26 protein-coding genes and 1 tRNA gene are annotated in these 18,771 nt (G+C 73.2%); 8 read left to right on the top strand and 19 right to left on the bottom strand.

Annotated features, from left to right (window positions below; genetic code table 11):
• The 3 genes from H7X46_RS11400 (at nt 1) to H7X46_RS11390 (ending at nt 2,877) form a co-directional block, all read left to right on the top strand.
• The gene (locus H7X46_RS11400) at nt 1-1,146 is read left to right on the top strand and encodes an FtsK/SpoIIIE domain-containing protein (RefSeq protein WP_186359372.1); all 1,146 of its coding nucleotides are present in this window, start codon (nt 1-3) and stop codon (nt 1,144-1,146) included.
• Between the two features lie 443 nt (nt 1,147-1,589).
• Complete coding sequence (locus H7X46_RS11395) at nt 1,590-2,633, top strand: protein rep (RefSeq protein ID WP_186359371.1); 1,044 nt, start codon at nt 1,590-1,592, stop codon at nt 2,631-2,633.
• A gap of 40 nt (nt 2,634-2,673) precedes the next feature.
• Nucleotides 2,674-2,877 (top strand): hypothetical protein, encoded by a 204-nt coding sequence (locus H7X46_RS11390; protein WP_186359370.1) that lies wholly within the window; start codon nt 2,674-2,676, stop codon nt 2,875-2,877.
• A 27-nt stretch (nt 2,878-2,904) separates the two neighbouring features.
• On the opposite strand, the gene H7X46_RS11385 is transcribed toward H7X46_RS11390, so the two are convergent.
• Nucleotides 2,905-3,072, bottom strand: a complete 168-nt coding sequence (locus H7X46_RS11385; RefSeq protein ID WP_186359369.1) for a hypothetical protein — start codon at nt 3,070-3,072, stop codon at nt 2,905-2,907.
• A 249-nt stretch (nt 3,073-3,321) separates the two neighbouring features.
• Between H7X46_RS11385 and H7X46_RS11380 the strand changes: the two genes are divergently transcribed.
• A complete protein-coding gene (locus H7X46_RS11380) occupies nt 3,322-3,768 on the top strand; it encodes a hypothetical protein (protein WP_186359368.1) in 447 nt (148 codons plus the stop codon).
• A 163-nt stretch (nt 3,769-3,931) separates the two neighbouring features.
• Here the strand turns inward: H7X46_RS11380 and H7X46_RS11375 are convergent, their stop codons facing one another.
• Nucleotides 3,932-4,189, bottom strand: a complete 258-nt coding sequence (locus H7X46_RS11375) for a hypothetical protein (RefSeq protein ID WP_186359367.1) — start codon at nt 4,187-4,189, stop codon at nt 3,932-3,934.
• Between the two features lie 82 nt (nt 4,190-4,271).
• On the opposite strand from H7X46_RS11375, the gene H7X46_RS11370 reads away from it, so the two are divergent.
• Nucleotides 4,272-4,499 carry a hypothetical protein gene (locus H7X46_RS11370; RefSeq protein ID WP_186359366.1) on the top strand — a complete coding sequence of 76 codons (228 nt, stop codon included), beginning with the start codon at nt 4,272-4,274 and terminating at the stop codon, nt 4,497-4,499.
• A 6-nt stretch (nt 4,500-4,505) separates the two neighbouring features.
• Complete coding sequence (locus H7X46_RS11365; RefSeq protein ID WP_186359365.1) at nt 4,506-4,862, top strand: sigma-70 family RNA polymerase sigma factor; 357 nt, start codon at nt 4,506-4,508, stop codon at nt 4,860-4,862.
• A gap of 202 nt (nt 4,863-5,064) precedes the next feature.
• Here the strand turns inward: H7X46_RS11365 and H7X46_RS11360 are convergent, their stop codons facing one another.
• From H7X46_RS11360 to H7X46_RS11330, 8 genes are all read right to left on the bottom strand, one after another.
• On the bottom strand, nt 5,065-5,265 hold the full coding sequence (locus H7X46_RS11360) for a hypothetical protein (protein ID WP_186359364.1): 201 nt from the start codon (nt 5,263-5,265) through the stop codon (nt 5,065-5,067).
• On the bottom strand, nt 5,262-5,498 hold the full coding sequence (locus H7X46_RS11355; protein WP_186359363.1) for a helix-turn-helix transcriptional regulator: 237 nt from the start codon (nt 5,496-5,498) through the stop codon (nt 5,262-5,264). The genes H7X46_RS11360 and H7X46_RS11355 overlap by 4 nt, the downstream gene beginning before the upstream one ends.
• 350 nt (nt 5,499-5,848) lie before the next feature.
• A complete protein-coding gene (locus H7X46_RS29535) occupies nt 5,849-5,974 on the bottom strand; it encodes a hypothetical protein (RefSeq protein ID WP_255426119.1) in 126 nt (41 codons plus the stop codon).
• 25 nt (nt 5,975-5,999) lie between these two features.
• Nucleotides 6,000-6,926, bottom strand: a complete 927-nt coding sequence (locus H7X46_RS11350; RefSeq protein ID WP_186359362.1) for a hypothetical protein — start codon at nt 6,924-6,926, stop codon at nt 6,000-6,002.
• Entirely contained in the window at nt 6,917-7,189 is a 273-nt protein-coding gene (locus tag H7X46_RS11345; RefSeq protein ID WP_186359361.1) for a hypothetical protein, read from the bottom strand. The genes H7X46_RS11350 and H7X46_RS11345 overlap by 10 nt, the downstream gene beginning before the upstream one ends.
• An 18-nt stretch (nt 7,190-7,207) precedes the next feature.
• Nucleotides 7,208-8,098: a helix-turn-helix domain-containing protein gene (locus tag H7X46_RS11340; RefSeq protein WP_186359360.1), complete on the bottom strand. Its 891-nt coding sequence runs from the start codon at nt 8,096-8,098 to the stop codon at nt 7,208-7,210.
• A complete protein-coding gene (locus tag H7X46_RS11335) occupies nt 8,095-8,406 on the bottom strand; it encodes a hypothetical protein (RefSeq protein WP_186359359.1) in 312 nt (103 codons plus the stop codon). Before H7X46_RS11335 ends, H7X46_RS11340 begins: the two co-directional genes overlap by 4 nt.
• A gap of 174 nt (nt 8,407-8,580) precedes the next feature.
• Complete coding sequence (locus tag H7X46_RS11330; RefSeq protein WP_370588711.1) at nt 8,581-8,787, bottom strand: helix-turn-helix domain-containing protein; 207 nt, start codon at nt 8,785-8,787, stop codon at nt 8,581-8,583.
• 123 nt (nt 8,788-8,910) lie between these two features.
• Here H7X46_RS11330 and H7X46_RS11325 point away from each other — a divergent pair, with 123 nt between their 5' ends.
• Together H7X46_RS11325 and H7X46_RS11320 are read left to right on the top strand one after the other, a co-directional pair.
• Nucleotides 8,911-9,114, top strand: a complete 204-nt coding sequence (locus tag H7X46_RS11325) for a hypothetical protein (protein WP_186359358.1) — start codon at nt 8,911-8,913, stop codon at nt 9,112-9,114.
• On the top strand, nt 9,111-10,298 hold the full coding sequence (locus H7X46_RS11320) for a site-specific integrase (protein WP_186359357.1): 1,188 nt from the start codon (nt 9,111-9,113) through the stop codon (nt 10,296-10,298). The genes H7X46_RS11325 and H7X46_RS11320 overlap by 4 nt, the downstream gene beginning before the upstream one ends.
• Before the next feature lie 86 nt (nt 10,299-10,384).
• Here the strand turns inward: H7X46_RS11320 and H7X46_RS11315 are convergent.
• From H7X46_RS11315 to aroH, 9 genes are all read right to left on the bottom strand, one after another.
• Nucleotides 10,385-10,458: transfer RNA gene (locus H7X46_RS11315), tRNA-Pro, on the bottom strand.
• A 27-nt stretch (nt 10,459-10,485) separates the two neighbouring features.
• The gene (locus H7X46_RS11310) at nt 10,486-11,250 is read right to left on the bottom strand and encodes a LuxR C-terminal-related transcriptional regulator (protein ID WP_222131272.1); all 765 of its coding nucleotides are present in this window, start codon (nt 11,248-11,250) and stop codon (nt 10,486-10,488) included.
• Complete coding sequence (locus tag H7X46_RS11305; RefSeq protein WP_255426508.1) at nt 11,247-12,023, bottom strand: DUF5995 family protein; 777 nt, start codon at nt 12,021-12,023, stop codon at nt 11,247-11,249. Before H7X46_RS11305 ends, H7X46_RS11310 begins: the two co-directional genes overlap by 4 nt.
• Nucleotides 12,024-12,127: 104 nt before the next feature.
• A complete protein-coding gene (locus tag H7X46_RS11300; RefSeq protein WP_186359355.1) occupies nt 12,128-15,067 on the bottom strand; it encodes a LuxR family transcriptional regulator in 2,940 nt (979 codons plus the stop codon).
• A 25-nt stretch (nt 15,068-15,092) separates the two neighbouring features.
• Nucleotides 15,093-15,356 carry a hypothetical protein gene (locus tag H7X46_RS11295; protein WP_186359354.1) on the bottom strand — a complete coding sequence of 88 codons (264 nt, stop codon included), beginning with the start codon at nt 15,354-15,356 and terminating at the stop codon, nt 15,093-15,095.
• A gap of 54 nt (nt 15,357-15,410) precedes the next feature.
• Nucleotides 15,411-16,823, bottom strand: a complete 1,413-nt coding sequence (der, locus tag H7X46_RS11290) for a ribosome biogenesis GTPase Der (protein WP_255426507.1) — start codon at nt 16,821-16,823, stop codon at nt 15,411-15,413.
• 144 nt (nt 16,824-16,967) lie between these two features.
• Complete coding sequence (locus H7X46_RS11285; protein ID WP_186359353.1) at nt 16,968-17,639, bottom strand: lysophospholipid acyltransferase family protein; 672 nt, start codon at nt 17,637-17,639, stop codon at nt 16,968-16,970.
• Nucleotides 17,636-18,373 carry a (d)CMP kinase gene (gene cmk / locus H7X46_RS11280; RefSeq protein ID WP_186359352.1) on the bottom strand — a complete coding sequence of 246 codons (738 nt, stop codon included), beginning with the start codon at nt 18,371-18,373 and terminating at the stop codon, nt 17,636-17,638. The genes H7X46_RS11285 and cmk overlap by 4 nt, the downstream gene beginning before the upstream one ends.
• Before the next feature lie 38 nt (nt 18,374-18,411).
• A complete protein-coding gene (aroH, locus tag H7X46_RS11275) occupies nt 18,412-18,768 on the bottom strand; it encodes a chorismate mutase (RefSeq protein ID WP_370588710.1) in 357 nt (118 codons plus the stop codon).
• Nucleotides 18,769-18,771 lie beyond the last annotated feature (3 nt).

The following is an 18,771-nucleotide window of genomic DNA, read 5'->3' as shown; positions in this document are numbered from 1 at the left end:
ATGCGCCGTCGTCGTACCGAGCACGAGCTGGCCACCACGGTGCTGGTGGACCGGTGGCGTCAGACCGTGGAGGGCACCGAGGCCAGTCGCGACATCACGAACGGGGCCGGGATCTCGGTGACCCTGGCCCCGGTTGTCGAGCGGGTGGAACTCACCGACGAGATCGTCCTGCACGTTCGGCTGCTGCCCGGCCAGCTCCCCGATGATCTCGCTGCGGTGGCGCCCCGATTGGCCGAGGGCATGGGCGTGGCCGCTTGCCGGGTGGTGTCGGTGCGCCCCGGCCGGGTCCGGGTGACGCTCTTGCTCTGCGACCCCCTGATGACCGAGAACGGCGCCCTGAGTCGTCCGGTGCGCTCCGCGCTCGAGCCTCTGGTGTTGGGGACCGGTGAGGACGGTACGGCCGTCTCCGTGGCGCTGGGCGCCAGCGCACACCTGATTCTGGCCGGGTCCACCGGCTCCGGGAAGTCGGTCGGCTCCTACGGTCTGCTGTCCCAGCTTGCCGTTGCCGAGGACGTGCGCGTTACCGGGTCCGACGTGTCCGGGTTGCTGCTGGCCCCGTGGAGCAAGCGCCCCGATCACGGTGACGTTGTGCTCGGCACTGCCGACCCGGCCGCACACGTCGCCCTGTTCGAACACCTGGTCCGGGAGATGGACCACCGGATCACCGAAATCCCGGCCGGCCGGGACGCCGTCGCGTTGGGCACCGAGGTCCCGATCCTGTTTGTCGTCGTCGAGGAGTACGCGGGCCTGCTGCGCCTGCTGGACGTGACAGACAAGGGTCTCGGCAAGCGGGCCCGGTCTGCCCTGGCCCGCCTCCTGGCTGAGGGCCGCAAGGCCGGCGTGCGCGTACTGCTGATCGTCCAGCGGGCCGAGGCCGCGATCATCGGCGCCTACGAGCGATCACAGGCCAGCCACCGACTGAGCTACCGGGTCGACAACAGGGCCAGCGTCGAGCTGCTGCACCCGGGCGCCGCCCCGGCCGTGGCCGACCAGCACACCGTGGCCACGCCGGGGATCGCCCTGCTGTCCGCGCCCGGGATGCCGTTGACCCGGCTGCGCTCCCCGCTGTGCACCTATGCCCAGTACTGCGACGCCGTGACCGCAGCGACCCGCTCAGACGGACCGGAGAGCGGCCCCGCCGCATGACCGGTGCCGAGGGGTCCCTTCCGTCGCGTCGGCGGCGCCAGCCCAGCACGGACGCCGTGACGGCCGCAACCGACCCGCTCGACCGGGGCCCCACTGACCACGCTTGCGGCCGACGCGGTGGCCGTGCTGCCCTCCGGGGCCGTCGCGATGGAAGGGACCCCGGACGGCACTTCCCTCCCTCCCGGAGCGAGGCCCCGAGCGGAGCGGCCCGCAGTAGATCCGCGGCCGATGCAGGCGAGGCGGCCCCTACGACGACGGCGCCCGACCCGTGTCGCCCCGCGCCCGGCCGAAGGTCGGGAGCGCGGGGCGGGCGCGCCGGAGGCGCGCCCCTTGGTAAGGACTACACGGGTAACCCTTCCCGGCGGGCCAGGCGTGGCGGTGACCAGCGCGAACGGGGGGCACGCCGGGGAGACCGGTGGACGGCCAAGAGGTTCCTCTGGAAGGTGTCCACGTTGGACCGGGTGCGGAAGTGCTGCCGGGTCGGTGTATCCGAGCACGGCGGTCCGGTGCTGCGGCTGTCGGGCGCCACGGGTGAGCGGGTGGCGGGGTACGCCGGTCTCGCCCGGTGCGGGTCCCCGCATGCGTGTCCGACGTGTGCGCCGCGGATCGGCGCGTCCCGAGCGCAGGAGATCGCGCACGTCGTCGCGGCCGCGCACGGCGAGGGCGGCTCGGCGGCACTACTGACGTTGACGCTGCGGCACCGGAAGGGGCAGGCGCTGGCCGACCTGTGGGATGCGGTGACCTACGCCTGGGGGCGGGTGACCAGCGGCAAGGCGTACCAAGCCGAGCGGGAACGCTTCGGGATCACCGGGTGGGTCCGGGCGACAGAGGTCACCTACGGCGAGGCTGGATGGCACCCGCACGCCCACGTGCTGATCTTCTTCGACACCCCCATGAGCCCCGACATGGTGCGGGCTCTGGGCGAGTCGCTATGGCCGCGGTGGGAGCGGGCGGTGACTCGTCGCGGTTACTCCGCGGTCGAGCACCGCGGTGGCCTGGACGTCCGGGTGGTCAACCCGGGCTCGGCCGGGCTTGGCGAGTACCTGCAGAAGGTGGCCATGGAGGCCGTCGGGGCGCCGTGGAAGCGCGGACGCGACGGGTCCCGGACCCCGTTCCAGATCCTCGATGACCTGGTGTACGAGGGCCACGGGGACGACCTGGACCTCTGGACCGAGTGGGAGGTCGGCAGTCAGGGACGCAAGGCGCTGACGTGGGCGAACGGCACCCGTGAGCGGTACCGGCTGGCCCCGGAGCGGTCTGATCAGGAGTTGGCCGACGAGGAGGTCGGCACGGCCGACGATGACCTCATCGCCCTGCCAGCCGAGACGTGGCGGGCGATGCGCGACGTCGCTCCCGAGCTGCTGGACGCGGCCGAGACGGGCGGCATGTTCGCTGCGGCGCACTGGCTCAACACCCGCGGCCTGAGCTGGCTGCCGGCGGCGAGAGTGGTGCGACCACCTGTTTGGCGGGGTGTGAGCGCCGGGTAGCGGGCGGTTTTGCGCTCGCTGCGGTGCCAGGATGGCCAGCGTGGCTGAGATCGAGGTGCGTGACCGGGCGGACATGCTCGCCGAGCTGATCGCCTGCGAGTCTTGCAGCGCACCGACGCTTCTGCGGATCGCCGGGCTGTGCGCGGACTGCATCGCCGGGATCGGGCTGGCCGCGGACCGAACGGCCTACGAGGCGTGGCGGCGGCGGGTCTCGGAGGAGATCGAGCGGCGCGCCACCGGCTGACGCGATGGGTGTGTCATCCGGGCCGCGTCACTGACCGCACGTCTGCAGGCGCTCGTACTCGCGGTCGTACGCAGCCTTCAGAGAGAGGGTGCCGTCCAGCACGGCGCTGGCATCGCTGCTGCGTGCCTTCTCCTGCTCGGCGGGCGAGCACGGGTCCGGCCCGCACCCCGTCACCGCAAGGGCCACGAACAGCATGGCCAGGCCTGCGCGAGCTACCGTCACAAACGAGGCTGACGGCGATGTGCCTGTTCGAGGCTCAGCGTTCACATCGGTGTCTTCGCATCCGCGGCGGTGAATGTAACGGGCTGGTGCGAATCACGACTCTCGGCCATGCGGGGACGTGCGGGCGACGTCGGCCCCTGGGAAATGGAGTTGCGGCCGGGTGTAACGGTCTCCGCCGTGCAGCGACTCCGCAGAGGCGAGCCAACAGCCCCGGGGGACGCCGTGTTCGACAAGTTGAAGCGTTGGAGCGAGCGCCAGCAGGCCGCAGCGCAGGACCGCCTTGCGCGGACAGATCCGGTTCGCGCTTGGGTTGAGCGACACAAGATGGAGCGGATCGCGCATCTGGCAGGCGTGCATCTGTTCCCGGACCGGATCGTGCGGACGCCGAGCCTGTTAGCCGACGAGAAGGCGGAGGAACGCCCCGTGGCCGGGGTGTCGGCGTCAGTGGACAACACAGGTGGCGTGTCGGGTCGGGCGACGTTAACGCGGACTGCGATCCCGGGTGCCCACGGGTGGCAGAAGAAGGTGGACACCCGGGAAACGTGGCTCGTGGTGGACGGCCCGGACTTCCAGTGGTCCGTGCAGGTCGAGCAGGCGAAAGCGAGCCAGGCGCGAGCGTTCGCGGCGCAGATCACCACAGCAGGCCGGAAGGCTGCTGCCGCCGAGTAGGGCGGCAGGCCAGGTCGTGGCGTCCAGGGGTCTCACGCCAAGCCGATCCGTGTGATCTCCGATCAGAGGACCCGTTTCACCGCGATGAGCTGCAGGCTCGTCGCGATGGCCCGCCGGCCGCTGGTCCGGCAGTGCTGGAGCTATGCGGGCTGGTAGGCGCCGGTCAGTCGAGTTCGCGGATGGCGCCGATGTGGTCGGTGATCGCGTTGGCCAGATTGTCCATCGCGCCGCGGTGGTCCTGCATCGCCGTGGTGTGCGCCTCCAAGGTGGCGGGCATGCCGGCCATGACGCTGACGTGTGTGTCGAGGGCGTCGACGAGCTTCTCGATGGCATGAGTGTGCCGTTCGAGCGCGGCGGCCAGATCGTATTGGGCGGCGACGGCGGTCGGGTCCTGACCGGCAGGTTCGTCGGGCGGGGTCATGGCGCGGGACTCTACTGCGAAGATCCACAGCGCCGGAACTCTGTCCGGCCCGATGTTGCCAATGACAGGTTACCCTGTCAGGGTGGAGATTGCGGACAGCGCCCGGAAGCACGGGATCGCTGACGCTGACATCGAGCACGCGGTGCGGAACGCCCTACGGATCGTTGCGGGTGGTGACCGGGATCTCTACATCGGCGGCGATCGGATCGGGCGCCTGCTGGAAGTGGTGGTGCTCGATGACGACGAAGACGAACTGCCCGTGGTGATCCATGCGATGCCGCTGCGACGCAAGTTCTATGACCAGCTCTGAGAGGTGATGACCGTGCCCCGCACAGTGGAGCAGTTGCGGCGTGCCGCTCGGGAGACCGAGCAGGCGTTGGACGCGCTGGACCCGGCGGAGGTCTCGGCGCCGGGATCGGATGCGTCCGACTTGCGTCGGCTGGGCCGGGCCGTGGTGGCCAGCGCCGAGGCTGAGGCCGAGGTTGCCGAGGCGGTAGCGGCGGCGCGGGCGAACGGGCGGAGCTGGGGCCAGATCGCGACGATGCTGGGCGTGACCCGCCAGTCGGCGCGCGAGCGGTTCGCGACGGTCGAGCAGGGGGGCCTGAGCCCCCTTCCACCGGTCCGCCGTCCTGCGGACGACGAGATCCCGTCGCGAGATCGCTCGTCGACCTGACCGTCGGACCGTTTGACCCGGTATCAGATGGGGCGCAGAGATGCGCAGGTCAGATGGCATGTGGACCATGCGTGTCACGCACTTGTCACGCTCCGGACGGCGGGATCGTGCGCGGTAGTGTCGGTGCCGCACCCGTGGGTGGACCTCGGGGCGCACGGCGGCCGGGCGCCGGGCAAGGGCACCGGCCGCCCCCTCCACCGTGCTACGGGCGCCACCCGGGCGGTAGCTCGTTCAGGGCGTAGGCAACGAGCGCAGTCAGGATCTCGGTCGGGCGCTGGCCGGTGATCCGGGCCCGGTGGGTGATCTCGTCGCGCTGCCAGGCGGGCAGCCGGACGGGCTTGGGCGGCGCGGGCTGATCGTCGGCGTCCGGTCGGTGGGCGGTACCGCGTTGGACGAGGCTCATCCGGGCTGATCTCCACGGTGGGTCCGGTACGGGCTGGTCGGTCGGGCGCCGGCGAGCAGCGCGGCCCGCTGGCCGTTGTCGAGGTGCAGGACCGCGGCGAGCTGGCCGGCGAACAGGCGGCTGGGCGCCCGGGTGCCGCCTTCCAGCCGGGCGATCGTGACCCGGTTGCAGCCCATGAGCGCGGCCACGTCGCGCTGGGTGAGGCCGGCGGCGCGGCGGGCGATGCGCAGCATCCGAGCGAGGTGCGGGTCCCACGCTCGACACGACCACGACGGATGTCGGTCGTCCACGGGGTTCGATGGGTCGCCCTCGGTTCGTGGGCTACGGATCGTGGTGGCCACCGGTGAGCTGCCGATCGGTCGGGTTGTGTCGAAACCATGTTCGAGTCTATCGGCGGGAGGTCCCGGCCGGGCGCTCCCCGAGGAGAGGTGAGGCCCGGCCGGGACGGGGTCGGGGCAGGCGCCCGAGCGGCAGAGGAGAGTCCGCCGTGCCCGGCGGAAGGAAGGCCGAGCAAGGGCCCTTTCGATTCCGGGTCCGACGCCTCCGAGTTCGGCGTCGGCCGGCGACGTTGACCCCGGGCCGATCACTTCTTCCGCGTCGAGCTGCCGGACTTCCCCGACGAGGACGCCGTACCGCGCTTCTTCGGCGCGGGCTTGTTCTCGCGCAGGCGCCTGTCCTTCGGCGTGCCCGGGTTCGGCTTGCCACCCATTGCGATCACTCCCTTCTCTGATCGATCAGAGGCCGAGCTCGGCGGTGTACTTCGCAGCCCAGCGCCGGGCCTCCTGGATCTCGTGGTTCTGCGAGTCGGCCGCGGCGATCCGCTGCTGACGCTCGATCTCGGTCTCGCCGGCCCGGCAGAACTGGCGATCGTTGGTCTCGTACCCACCGATCGCCATCCCGACGGCGGCCGGGGCGGTGGGCTGGCCGGACCGATCGAACGCGCCGCCGATGATCGGCCGGCTGGCGAGCATGTCCTTGGCCAGGTCGTGATCACTGAGGCCGGAGTCGTACAGGTGCGGGTACTCCCGACGCAGCCACTGCACCTGCCGGATCGTCTCGTCGCTCGGGGGCCGGGCCGCGACGTTGCCTGCCTCGGGCGGCGTGGGCGGGTCGATCAGCCGGCCGTGCCGATCGCGGACCTCGGTGTCGGGGATCGGCCCCCACTCCCCCGGGTCATCGGCCGGGAGTCCGTAGCCCTGCTCGTAGGCGAGGCCGATCGACCGGGCCGGGTGTGCCCGCTGGGCCGGCGTGATCTCGGCGCCGGTGCGGGCGTCGAAGGTCCGGCCGGTGCCGGGAACGTGAACGCGGTAGTCGGTCATCGTGGCTTCCTTCCGTGTGCGGGGTGCGGGGGCGGTGAGGCCGGCGAGCGCCGAGCGGGCATCGGCGAGGTCCAGGCGGCCGGCGACGCGGAGAGCACGTCGCGCATCGTCGTGCGGACCGGCGTAGGCGGCGACGACGGCGGCAACGGCCGGGTGGAAACCGCGCTCACGCAGGGCGCGTGCAATCCGTCCGGCGCGGTCCGGACCGCTGGACTCGATCGCGACCGTCAGGGCGTCGGTCGGTCCGGGCGATGTCGCGGCCAGCTCGATCGGTTCCCACTCGCCGCCGGGGTCGGGCGCGAGGATCACTCCGCGCAAGGTGCTGGCGTCGATCACGTCCATGGTTCGCTCCCGACCCACTGGTCGAGCTGCTCCCCGCCGGTGGGCGCGGGCCGGGGCACCACCAGCGGTGCGGCCGTGATCCCGTCGCGGCATGACCAGCACCGCACCGAGGCCGGATCAGCGTCCCGGCGCGCCGACGCGACCTGACCGCAGGTCGCGCACGGGGTCGGGACCACGTGCTCGGTGAGCATCCGGTGGCACTCGCGACAGTCCTCAGCCCCGGGCTCGGCCTCGGCCCAGTTGCAGGTGTTGCAGACGATCATGGGTTCTCCCGTGTGGGGTCAGAAAGGACACTTGTCGGGGTCGGTACCGTTCGAGGTCGGTGGTGACTGGAGAACCGATGCGAGCCATCCGGCTCCACGGGTGGTGCCTGCTTCGTTCACCCACTGCTCGACGTAGGCCGCGAGGTCGGCCCGTGAGTGACCGCGTTCGGCAAGCCCGGTAAGCGTGCGCCCGATTGCATCGGCAGCGTCGTGATGCGGGGCGAGACCGGCGGTGGTCATGGTCTTGATGGCGGCAGCTACGAGGTACTGGATCGCGTCGCAGTCCTCAGCCCACTGATCGAATCCACGAGGCGTGTAGATGACCTTCGTTGCGGTCAGCGCGCTTGCGCGATGACCCCCCGCTGGGGAAGCGTCGCCAGAGGTTCCTTCGTCTGGTTCGGTTCCTCTGGTTCGGTTCCTCTGATTCATGTCCCTTGTAGGGGACGACCCGTTGTCCCCTAGCGAGGACGACCCATCGTCCCCTGGAGGGGACGTTCCCCCAACTGGCTCAGTCCTAGTCGCGTAGAACGCGGTGAGCGAGCGCGGGCCGGTGTACTCGTCGGGCGGCAGTTCGTTGACCGTGTAGACGTTCCGTCGGCCGGTCTTGAGCGTCTGTGTCGTGACCTCGACAGCGCCGATCGCGGTCAGCTCAGGCAGGTAGCGGGAGATGGTCTTCCGGTTGGTGTAGCCGAGCAGCTCGGCGAGTGCATCCTGTCCAGGCCATGCCGCACCGTCGCCCCGGACGCGGTTCACGTGTGCGAGCAGGACGGTGTATAGCGCCAGAGCCTGCGCGTTGAGTCCAGCACAGACGATCCACTCGGGCACGGGGACGAACGTCGGCGCGCGGCGCCCGTACCGGATGGCGTCGGTGGACGGATTGGTCTCGGCCCACGGGTCAGTGTCGGTCATGGTGCCACCCCTCGCCATCGCCGACAGAGGCCGGATGCCCGCGAGGGTCGGCGGGATGCTTCGGCGCCGATGCAGGTGATCAGACCCTCGCGGGAGGCACGGGCGAACAGTGCGCCCCACCTGCCCGGGTGATCGGGATCAACGACGCCGAGATCGGACACGTCGTACGCGGTGAACGGCCTACCGGTCGCGGCGAGCCGCCGGATGGCCCTCATCGCCGTGTCGGTCCACCACGCGTCGGTGCCCTGCTCGGCCGTGTCGCGGCCGGGCTTGTCGGTGGTGGTGTCCGGTTCGACGATGTCGAGCAAGCTGGGCTGGTCGTCGCGACAGGCCGCGCTATCCTGGCCGGGCTGCGGGTGGTGCCGCGGTGGCATTGATGATCCTGTTCCGGCCCCGGTGATTGGGCGAGATCACCGGGGCCAATCTGTGCGCGGTGCTCCGTCCGCGGGGCGTCGGCGCGTGCGCGTCTGGGTGCGGGGGTGTCAGCCGCTGCCGGCACTGGCGCGGAGGCGGACGATCTCGCTGGCGGGCACCCGCCGGAGACGCCCGAGCCGGATGGCCCGGATGGTGCCTTCCCGGACGTGCCGCTCGATCGTGCGGCGGGAAACGCGCAGCTCTGCGGCGACCTCGGCCATGGTGAGGAACCGCTGCGGGTCGATGCGGTTGCTGGCGGACAGGGTGCTCGTCACACCTCTATTGTCGCTCGCCCGACTCTGGTTTCGCCAGTCCGGCGAGTGTCAACTAAAATCGGCCACCCCAGGTCAGCGGCTTAGCACCTGGTGGTTGTGCTAGCGGTGCGCTAGCATTGGGCCATGCCCGATGACGACGATGTGGCAGACGTGGTGCTGTACATCCGGTGCCGGCCGGAACTGCGGGACGCCGTCCGCGCCTACGCCGAGCGACGACGGGTGAATCAGAACGCCGGAGCGATCATGCTGCTGACGGACGCGCTACAGGCCGAGGAACGACGGGCCGATGCGCGACGGCGGTACGCAGCGAGGAAGGCGCAATCATGAGAGGCACGATCCGCAACCGGGGCACCGAGAAGCGTCCACGGTGGACGGTGTACTGGTGGGCCACCGACCCGTCTACCGGCCGACGTCGGCAGCGGAGCAAGGGCGGGTTCCTGCGCAAGCGGGACGCTCAGCGGCACCTGAGCGAGGTGTTGGCCGGCATCGCGGACGGCACCTACGCCGAGCCCACGGACAAGAAGATGACCGTGGGTGGGTTCCTGGTCGACGTGTGGTTGCCGGCGGTCCGTACCGGCGCCACCCGCTCCGGCACGCCACGGCGGTCGACCACGATCGGCCAGTACGAGGCCGTGGTGCGGTCGTGGATCATCCCGGCGATCGGTGGGGTGCGGCTGGTCGCGCTCGTCCCGGCGGACGTGGAGCGGATGTTGCGGGACCTTGCTGACCGCGGCGGCAAGGGTGGTCGGCCGCTGTCCGGGCGTTCGTGTCAGGTCGCATACGGCGTGCTGCGGCAGGCGCTCGATCACGCTCAGCGGGCCGGCTACGTCAGCCGGAACGTCGCCGGACTGGTCGACCGGCCCGGGGCGGTGAAGCGGGAGATGCGGTGTTGGACAGCGGCGGAGGCGCAGAAGTTCCTCACCTTCGTTGCCGATGACCCGCTGTACGTGGCGTGGGCGCTGTTCCTCGCCCGAGGGCTGCGGCGCGGTGAGGTGGCTGGCCTGCGGTGGCAGGACGTTGACCTGGACGCTGGGACGCTGCGGATCGTGCACACGCGGGTCAGCGTCGGCGGCAAGGTTGAAACTTCGGAGCCGAAGACGGCCGCGGGGCGCCGCACGATCCACCTGGACCCCGGGCTCGTCGGGCTGCTGCGGGAGCACCGGAAGCACCAGATGGAAGCCCGGCTCGCGTGCGGGCCGCACTGGCAGGAGACCGGCTACGTCGTCGTACGCGACGACGGCCGGCCACCGCACCCTGAGCACTTCTCCGACAGGTTCGAGGTGCTGTGCAAGGCTGCCGACGTGCCGGTGATCCGCCTGCACGACCTGAGGCACACCGCGGTGTCCCTTGCCCTCGCCGACGGCACTCCGATCAAGGTCGTCCAGGAGCTGGCCGGGCACTCCTCGCCCACGATCACGGCGAGTGTGTACGCGCACTCGATGCCAGGGCAGCACGAGGCAGCCGGGGCCCGGTTGAGCGGGATTCTGGGGCTTTCCGGGGCGGGAGCTTGACCAAACCTTGACTGAGCGGCCCTACCGACCAGTAAGGGCCGGCCCCGTTGTCCACGGAAACCGGCCCTGACCAGCCATTTCGACCGTCGGGACGACAGGATTTGAACCTGCGACCCCTTGACCCCCAGTCAAGTGCGCTACCAAGCTGCGCCACGTCCCGGCCGCCCCTCGCGGGGCACGGAGAAGACTACCGCACGCCCCGCTCCGGAACGTCGGGGGTGTCGTCCCGGGAGTCGAGGCTCCGCACCAGGGCGACGGCCTCCAGCTGCGACCCCACATCGAGCTTCGCGAGCACGGCCCTGATCTGGGTCCGGACGGTCGGCAGGGACACGACGAAGTGGTTCGCGATCGCCTGGGCGCGCATGCCGCGGGCGAGCAGGTCGAGCACCTCGCGCTCGCGCCGGGTGAGCGTGGCGAGCCTGTCGCGGATCGCCCGCTGCCTGCGGTCCCACTCGAGGTAGCGCCGGATCAGCTCCTCACGCCGGGCCGCCGGCAGCAGCGACCGGCCGGCCCGGGCCTCCCGGATCCCCGCGATCAGCGCCGGCATCGACGCCGCCTTGGAGACCCAGGTGAAACCGCCGTGGTGCAGGGCCGCGCCGATCCGCAGTGGGTTCGAGCTGCCCGACAGCACCAGGATGCGCCACCCGGCGGCCCGCAGCCCCGGGATCAGCGGGATGGTGTCGACCCGGCGCCCGCGCGCGTCGCGGCCGAGGTCCAGGTCGAGCACCAGCAGCCCGGGCTCGACACCGCGGACGGCCTCGTGAACGTCGAGGACCGAGTGGGCCGGCCGGAAGTGGGCCGGCTCGCCGTCGTACCGCAGGGCGGCCGCCAGCGAGGACCCGACGAGCTCGTGGTCGTCGAGGATGAGCACCGTCCCGGTCGCGGGCGACCCCGCGACGCCCGCGACCCGGGACGATGACACCCGCCCGTCCCCCACACGGACGGGTGTCATCGCAAGGCTCCCAACGTGAGGAGCCCCCGCCCGATGAGCGCCGTCCGCCGGTCGAGGGCGTCGACCTCGCGCTCGTACTCGGTCGGCCGTGACCGCCGGTCCCAGAGCTCGAGGGCCTGCCGCCATGCGACCTCGCGGGCCAGCACCAACGGGACGTCAGCGACGGCGCCGATCAGCTGCTCGGCGATCGTGCCGTCGATGGAGTCGCCGAGCCATCCCTGGAAGTGCTCGACGACGGTGTTCATGTGCAGCGCGAACACGTCGTTCACGGTGCGGTAGTCGGCCCGCTCGGCCGGTCCGGGCGTGCTGCGGCCCAGGACCGTGCACGTCCGGACCACGGCCGGGGCCAGATCGAGGTTGACGTGGGCGTTGACCCCGACGACCGCGAACTCGACGGGGTCGATCCGCCGGTACGACCGCCGCTCGAGCAGCACGCGCCAGGCGCGCGGCGGTGTGCCGCCCCGGGCGTCGGTGAGCAGCACGCGGAGGTAGCGGCGGGCGAACTCGACGTCGAGGCGGGCCAGGAAGTCCCTGTCGGTGACCTGGTCGTCGTCGAGCTGGGCCCGGATGCCGCGGGTGATCTGCAGGTAGAAGTGGTTGAAGCAGGCCACGCCGTCCCGCCGGCCGTACTCGTCCTCGAGGATCTCCTGCAGGTCCTCCAGCTGGCCGATGACGCCGTCGACGTCCTCGGGGACGACCGTGAGCAGCGCGGTGACCCGGTCACGACCGCGGGACGGCGGCGCGCCCGTCCCGCCCGGCGGGCGTTCGATCATGGTGGTCACCGGGGCCTCCTGCGCGGTTCGGCGAGGTGTCCAGCCTCGCCGACAGCGGCGCGGCGGCCATCGGGCGAATGCCCTAGACCGGCCCCGGCAGGGCCCTAATCCACCCGCTCGGGTTGCGGGAGGTGTTTCCGCAGCACGCCGGCGGCCTGGGTCCGGTTGGTCACGCCGAGCTTGGCGAAGATCCGGGCGAGGTGCGCCCCGACCGTCTTCGGGGCGATGAACAGGGTGGCCGCGATCTCCTTGTTCGTCGCCCCCGCGGCCAGCACCTCGAGCACCTCGAGCTCGCGGTCGGTCAGGGTGCCGAGCGGGTTGTCCACCGGCGACGACGATCCCGGGACCGGTGTCGCCGGCGGGGCGGCCGGGATGTCGGGCACCGCGATCCGGGCCCGCCGGGCGACCCCGGCGATCTCGGCCAGCAGCGGCGCGGCCCGCAACGCCTGCGCCCCGGCGGCGGCACGCTCCAGCTCCGCGGCGCCGGACGCCCGCCGCCCACCGAGCAGGGCCTCCGCGCTGCGCAGCCGGGCGTACGCCGTCGGGTACGGCTGGCCGAGCCGTTCCAGCAGGTCGGCGACCTCACCCCAGGTGCCGGGGTCGGCGCCGGCGGTGATCCGCGAGTCCTCGGCGGCGCACATGGCCTCGTAGGTTGCGAGCACGCCCCGCAGCGCGGGATCGGACCGCTCGCCGCGGGAGATCAGGTCGCGGCGGTGCCGGCGCAGCCGCCGCAGCTCGCTCGCGTCCGGGGCCCGCCCGGCCAGGAAGGCCTCGGCATGGGCCCGGGCGCCGTGCCAGACCAGCGGGGCGACCGCCCAGACGTCGTCGATGCCGGACTCGACGACGTCCAGCCCGGTGCCGACGTAGGCGAACGCGGCCTCCGGGCGGCCGCGCCACATCTCCAGGCCGGCCCGCAGCGTGAGCAGCGGCAGCCGCAGCTTCGGCAGGCCGGTCGACCCGGCGACCAGCTCCACGGCGGCGAGATCCTCCTCGGAGCCGTCGAGGTCGCCGCGCCCCATCCGCAGCCGGGCCCTGGCCAGCCGTAGCTCGATCATCGGGGTGCCGGCCGGGGCCGCCGCCCACGCGGACGCCACCTCGGCTTCCGCCTCGTCCCAGGCGCCCTTGCGGAACAGCGCGTTGGCGGCCAGGGCGCGCAGGGACACCGACGCCGTGCGGTCCAGCCCCAGCTGCGCCATCCGCTCGGCCCCGGCGCGGGCGGCGGCGACGCCGTCGTCGAGGGCGTTGAGCGGACCGGACAGCAGCTCGGCCCGGCGCAGCAGGCACTCCCCCAGCGTGACCGGGTCACCGGTCGAGTCCGCGACGTCGACCGCCTCGGTCAGCGCCTCGAGGGCGGCCTCGCCGTCGCGGGTGTAGGCGGCACCGAAACCGAGCACCCCCAGCACGGACGCGACGGCCCGGGGCTCGCCGACCCGCCGGGCGGGTGCGAGGGCCTGCTGGGCGACCGTGCGGGCCCCGGCGAAGTCGGCCCGCTCCAGCAGCGCGGCCGCGTACCCGGCGAGCACCTCGGCCCGGGCCGCGTCGGACGGGTCGGCCTCGCCCGGGGACGGGACCTCGGGCAGGGCGGCCGCGGCGCGCCGGAAGGCCTCCTCCGCCTCCCCCGCCTGCCCCGCCGACATCAGGTAGCGGCCCAGCCGGGCCCGCAGGACGGCCTCGTCGAGCCCGGTGGGCGCGTCCGGCCCGGCGAGCCGCTCGGACAGCAGCGCCACCGCCGAGTCGTGGTCGCCGGCGAGCTCGGCCGCGGCGGCCGCCTTCTCCAGGTAGCCGCCGTGCGCGGCCGCCGCGCCGGGGACCGGCAGGGTCGCGGCCCGCAGCCAGTGCCGGTGCGCCTCGGCGTAGCCGCGTAGCCGTTCGGCCTCCTCCGCGGCCGCCACGGTGGCCTCGAGGGCCTGCTCCGGGTGCCCGGCCTTCTGCCAGTGGTGGGCGAGCCGGGCCGCGGCACCGGGCCTGCCGGCCCGGACCGCGAGCGCACGGGCGTACCGGCCGTGCAGCTCGATCCGCTCGGCGGGCAACAGGTCACCCGCGACGACCTCGGTCATCAGGCCGTGCCGCAACGCGTAGCCGTCACCGGCGGTGACGACGAGCAGGCCGGCCTCGACCGTCTCCCGGACCGCCGCCGCGAGTTCCGCCCCCGGCCGGTCGACGACGGCGGCGAGCAGCGTGTGCTCGACGTCGCCGACCCCGGCTGCCACCGCCCGCACGACGTCCCGCGCGGGCGGGGTCAACGCCGCGGTCCCGGCCCGGACCAGTTCCCGCACCGTCTGCGGCACCCCGTGCGGGTCGCCGTCGAGCACCGCCCGGACGGTCTCCTCGGCGAGGAAGACGTTGCCGCTCGAGTGCTTCCACACCAGCGGTTCGAGGTCCGGACGGTCCGGCACCCAGACCCGGACCAGCTCGGCGAGCTCCGCGCGGGTCAGCGGCTCGATCCGGCGGAAGGTGACCGTCCGGTGCCGGCGCAGCTCGCTGACCAGCGGCAGCAGCGCGGCCGGGACACCACCCGCGGGATCGTCGCGGTAGGTGCCGACGAGCAGGACCGGCTCGGTCCCCAGGCCGGCGAGCAGGTAGGCGAACAGGTCGCGGGTGGAGCGGTCCGCCCAGTGCAGGTCGTCGACGGCGAGCACCACCGGCGCGGTGCGGGCCGCCCGCCCGACGAGCGAGCTCAGCTCCCCGAGCATCCCGACCCGGTCCCGGGCGCCGCCGCCGGTGTCGTCGAGCCGGTCGAGGGCCTCGCCGAACGCCTGCGCGACCGGGCCGGCGCCCGTGCGGGTGTACGCCCGCAGGGCGGACACGACCGGCCAGAACGACGGGGCGTCGGCGATGTCCAGCGCCCGCCCGGTGAGGACGACCGCCCCCTCGCCGGCCGCTGCCCGCCCGAACTCGGCGACCAGCCGGGTCTTGCCGACCCCGGCGTCCCCGCCGAGCAGCACGGCCGACGCACCGGCCTCCGCCGCGCCGCGCAGGGCGGACTGCAGCAGCTCCAGCTCGGCGGCGCGGCCGTGGAAGGCACGCGCCGCGGTGTCGGTCACCCGCATCAGGCTAGTGAGGGGGAGATCATCGATCCAGGCCGGTCCCCGCCGGCAGCCGCGCGGCGCGGGCCCGCTCGGCGAGGTCCCGCCGGGCCACCAGGATGCTCAGCCAGGCGTACACCCGGGCGTCGGGCTCGCAGCCGCGGCCGTCCCACGGGTGGAGCAGGTCGGCGTACCAGGACGCCTCGGTGCACGCGTCGTCGACGAGCGCGGTGCCGCCGCAGCGGGCCAGCGCGATCTGGCACGCCGTGCGGGCGTGCCAGATCCACCAGCGCTCGAACGCCGTCACGGTGGCGGTCTCGGTCCGGGGATCCGCGCGGTTACGTTCCTGAGAAGGGCCGGCTCACTTCTTGCGCGGGCGCTTCTCGCGGACCCGCACCGACACCCGTACCGGGGAACCGCCGAACCCGAACTCCTCGCGCAGCTTCCGCTCGACGAAGCGGCGGTAGCCCGCCTCCAGGAACCCGGAGGTGAACAGCACGAACGTCGGCGGGCGGGTCGCCGCCTGCGTCGCGAACATGATCTTCGGCTGCTTGCCGCCGCGGACCGGGGGCGGGGTGGCCGCGACCAGGTCCTTCAACCACTGATTGAGCCGGCCGGTCGGGATCCGGGTGTCCCAGGACGCGAGGGCCCGGCGCAGCGCGGGCGCGACCCGCTGGGTGGCCCGCCCGGTCAGCGCCGACACGTTCACCCGCTCCGCCCAGCGGACGCTGATGAGGTCGCGTTCCAGCTCCCGGGTGAGCTGGTGGCGGCGCTCGTCGTCGACCAGGTCCCACTTGTTGAACAGGATCACCAGCGCCCGGCCGGACTCGACGACCATCGTCAGCACCCGCTGGTCCTGCTCGGCGATCGGCTCGGACGCGTCGATGAGCACCAGCGCGACCTCGGCGGCCTCGATCGCCGAGCTGGTCCGCAGGGACGCGTAGTACTCCATCCCCGACGCCATCTTGACCCGCTTGCGCAGACCGGCGGTGTCGACGAACCGGAACACCTCGCCGTCCAGCTCGACCAGGGAGTCCACCGGGTCGACGGTGGTGCCCGCGACGTCGTGCACCACCGACCGCTGCTCGCCCGCCAGCTTGTTGAGCAGGCTGGACTTGCCGACGTTCGGCTTGCCGACCAGCGCGACCCGACGGGGGCCGGAGCCGGCGGCGCCGAAGTCGTCGCGCGGGGTATCGGGCAGGACCTCGAGCACGGCGTCCAGCAGGTCGCCCGAGCCGCGGCCGTGCAGGCCGGACACCGGGTGCGGCTCGCCCAGCCCGAGCCGCCACAGCTCGGCGGTGTCGGCGGTGAGCCGGTCGTCGTCGACCTTGGTGGCGGCCAGCAGCACCGGCACCTCCGAGCGGCGCAGGACCCGCGCGACGGCCTGGTCGGTGGCGGTCGCGCCGACCGAGGCGTCCACGACGAGCAGGACGGCGTCGGCGGTGCGCATCGCCGTCTCGGCCTGCTGCGCGACGACGGCCTGCAGGCCCGCCGCGTCCGGCTCCCAGCCGCCGGTGTCCATCAGCTTGAACCGGCGGCCGTTCCACAGCGCGTCGTAGACGACCCGGTCGCGGGTCACCCCCGGCACGTCCTGCACGACCGCCTCGCGGCGCCCGAGCATCCGGTTGACCAGCGTGGACTTGCCGACGTTCGGCCGCCCGACCACGGCCAGGGTCGGGGTGGGCAGCACCTCGTCGGGGTCGAGGCCGGCCGTGACGTTGCCCTCGTCGTCGACGGCCACGAACTCGGCCGGGTCCAGCCCCAGCCGGTCCATCTCGGCGCGGTCGGCGGCCCCGACGATGTCGGCGCCGCTGTCCACGGCGCGTTCGCTGCTCGCAGCGCCGATGCTCGTTCCGCGTTCGCTGCTCGCAGCGCCGATGCTCGTTCCGCGCTCGCTGCTCTCGGTCACTCTCGTCACTCACGTCCCGGCCGGTCGAGCCGGCCTCATCGTTTCCAGTTCACGGACCAGGGTCCGCAGTGCCGCCGCGACGTCCTCGGTCGCGGCGGCCAGCCCGTCCCGCCCCGGCGCGGTGGGCGCCGGCAGGGGCACGCCCACCAGCACGTCCACCCGGGGCCGGAACCGGCGTGTGGTCCCGGCCGGGCGGTGGGTCCCGCGCACCGCCACCGGCAGCAGCGGCGCCCCGGCCGCCCGGGCCAGCCACGCCGCGCCCTGCCGGGCGGACGCGACGTCACCGGTGCCGCGGGTGCCCTCCGGGAACACCGCGACCATGCCGCCGTCGCGCAACACGTCCAGGGCCGCCGCCAGCGGCCGCCGGTCGACGACGCCCCGGCGGACCGGGATCTGTCCCAGCCGGCGCAGCACCGGGCCCAGCAGCGGGGAGAACATCTCGGCCTTCACCAGGAACACCACCCGCCGCCCGAACATGCCGAACAGCAGCGGCCCGTCGACGAACGCGCTGTGGTTCGCGACGACGACCACCGGCCCGCCCGCCGGGATCCGCTCCCGGTGGTGCAGCTGCACCCGCAGGAACGGCCGGTAGATCCACGTCCCCAGCCAGCGGGCCAGGTCGTGCAGCCATCCGAGGCCGCCGTCCGGCAGCCCGCCCGCCCCCGTGCGGGGTGCGCTCACCCGTCCAGCCCCCGCTCCACGACGAGCGCACGCAGCCGGTCCAGCACCGCGTCGGCCGAGAGCCGGTCGGTGTCGAGCACCAGCGCGTCGGCCGCCGCGTACAGCGGGGAGATCCGCCGCGACGAGTCCAGCCGGTCCCGGCGCTCGACGTCGGCGAGGGTGACGTGCAGGTCGGTCTGCCGCCCGGCCTTCGCGTCCTGCCGGCCGCGCCGCGCAGCGCGGACCTCCGGCGACGCCGTCAGGTACACCTTCAGCGGCGCGTCCGGCACCACCACGGTACCGATGTCGCGGCCCTCGACGACGATCCCGCCCCCCTGCTCGACCGCGGCGGCGATCAGCCCGTGCTGGCGGGCGACCAGCTCGGTCCGGACCTGCGGGACGGCCGAGACCGCGGACACGAACGCGGTGACCTCCGGGCCGCGGATCTCGGCGGAGACGTCCTCACCGTCCAGGGTGATGGTCGGCGCGGCCGGGTCGGTGCCGGACTTCATGCACGCGCCCGTCGCGACCCGGGCGATCTCGGCGTCGGACGCCAGGTCGGTCAGCCCGGCCCGCAGTGCCGCCAGCGTCGCGGCCCGGTACATGGCACCGGTGTCCAGGTAGGCCGCCGTGAAGGCCTGCGCCAGCCGCCGCGAGACGGTCGACTTGCCCGTCCCGGACGGACCGTCCATCGCGACGACGCCCCGCAAGGCCACCTGTCCCCCATGTGGTCGTACCGATGTTCCGCCGGGCATTCTCGCCGGTCGGGTGTGGTGGGCCGGGGCCGGGGTGGCTACTGGGGCAGGTCGGTGCGCAGCGCCCGCGCGCCGTGCAGGTAGACGTGCCGCATCTCGGACCGCGCCTTCGGCGTCTCGACGTGCGCGAGCAGCCGCAGCACCCGCGGCAGCGCGCCCGGCACCGACATCTCGGTCGCGCACATGAGCGGCACGTCGGTGAGCCCCAGCAGCCGGGCCGCGTACGCGGGGAACTCCGCGGTCAGGTCCGGGGTCGCGGTGAACCAGATCGAGATGACGTCGTCGGACACCAGGTCGTTGCGTTCCAGCACCGCGCGGACCAGCTCGGCGGAGCGGTCCAGGATCTGCTGCCGGTCGTCGGCGTCGACCTGGGTCGCGCCGCGCAGCGCCCGCACCGC

It is taken from the genome of Pseudonocardia sp. C8 (genome assembly GCF_014267175.1).
In the GTDB taxonomy this organism is placed as follows: domain Bacteria; phylum Actinomycetota; class Actinomycetes; order Mycobacteriales; family Pseudonocardiaceae; genus Pseudonocardia.
Note: the sequence above shows the minus strand (reverse complement) of the source record. Positions and strands in the feature narration are given on the sequence as shown.

Bases quoted from the DNA above. Each gene is read 5' to 3' on its own strand.
- H7X46_RS11310 (WP_222131272.1), bottom strand. From the start codon at position 11,250: ATGACACCCGTCCGTGTGGGGGACGGGCGGGTGTCATCGTCCCGGGTC.
- H7X46_RS11360 (WP_186359364.1), bottom strand. From the start codon at position 5,265: ATGAGCCTCGTCCAACGCGGTACCGCCCACCGACCGGACGCCGACGAT.
- H7X46_RS11325 (WP_186359358.1), top strand. From the start codon at position 8,911: ATGCCCGATGACGACGATGTGGCAGACGTGGTGCTGTACATCCGGTGC.
- H7X46_RS11340 (WP_186359360.1), bottom strand. From the start codon at position 8,098: ATGACCGACACTGACCCGTGGGCCGAGACCAATCCGTCCACCGACGCC.
- H7X46_RS29535 (WP_255426119.1), bottom strand. From the start codon at position 5,974: ATGGGTGGCAAGCCGAACCCGGGCACGCCGAAGGACAGGCGCCTGCGC.
- der (WP_255426507.1), bottom strand. From the start codon at position 16,823: ATGGACCGGCTGGGGCTGGACCCGGCCGAGTTCGTGGCCGTCGACGAC.
- H7X46_RS11305 (WP_255426508.1), bottom strand. From the start codon at position 12,023: ATGATCGAACGCCCGCCGGGCGGGACGGGCGCGCCGCCGTCCCGCGGT.
- H7X46_RS11350 (WP_186359362.1), bottom strand. From the start codon at position 6,926: ATGGACGTGATCGACGCCAGCACCTTGCGCGGAGTGATCCTCGCGCCC.
- cmk (WP_186359352.1), bottom strand. From the start codon at position 18,373: ATGCCCGGCGGAACATCGGTACGACCACATGGGGGACAGGTGGCCTTG.
- H7X46_RS11385 (WP_186359369.1), bottom strand. From the start codon at position 3,072: ATGCTGTTCGTGGCCCTTGCGGTGACGGGGTGCGGGCCGGACCCGTGC.
- H7X46_RS11320 (WP_186359357.1), top strand. From the start codon at position 9,111: ATGAGAGGCACGATCCGCAACCGGGGCACCGAGAAGCGTCCACGGTGG.
- H7X46_RS11400 (WP_186359372.1), top strand. From the start codon at position 1: ATGCGCCGTCGTCGTACCGAGCACGAGCTGGCCACCACGGTGCTGGTG.
- H7X46_RS11375 (WP_186359367.1), bottom strand. From the start codon at position 4,189: ATGACCCCGCCCGACGAACCTGCCGGTCAGGACCCGACCGCCGTCGCC.
- H7X46_RS11345 (WP_186359361.1), bottom strand. From the start codon at position 7,189: ATGATCGTCTGCAACACCTGCAACTGGGCCGAGGCCGAGCCCGGGGCT.
- H7X46_RS11365 (WP_186359365.1), top strand. From the start codon at position 4,506: ATGACCGTGCCCCGCACAGTGGAGCAGTTGCGGCGTGCCGCTCGGGAG.
- H7X46_RS11355 (WP_186359363.1), bottom strand. From the start codon at position 5,498: ATGCTGCGCATCGCCCGCCGCGCCGCCGGCCTCACCCAGCGCGACGTG.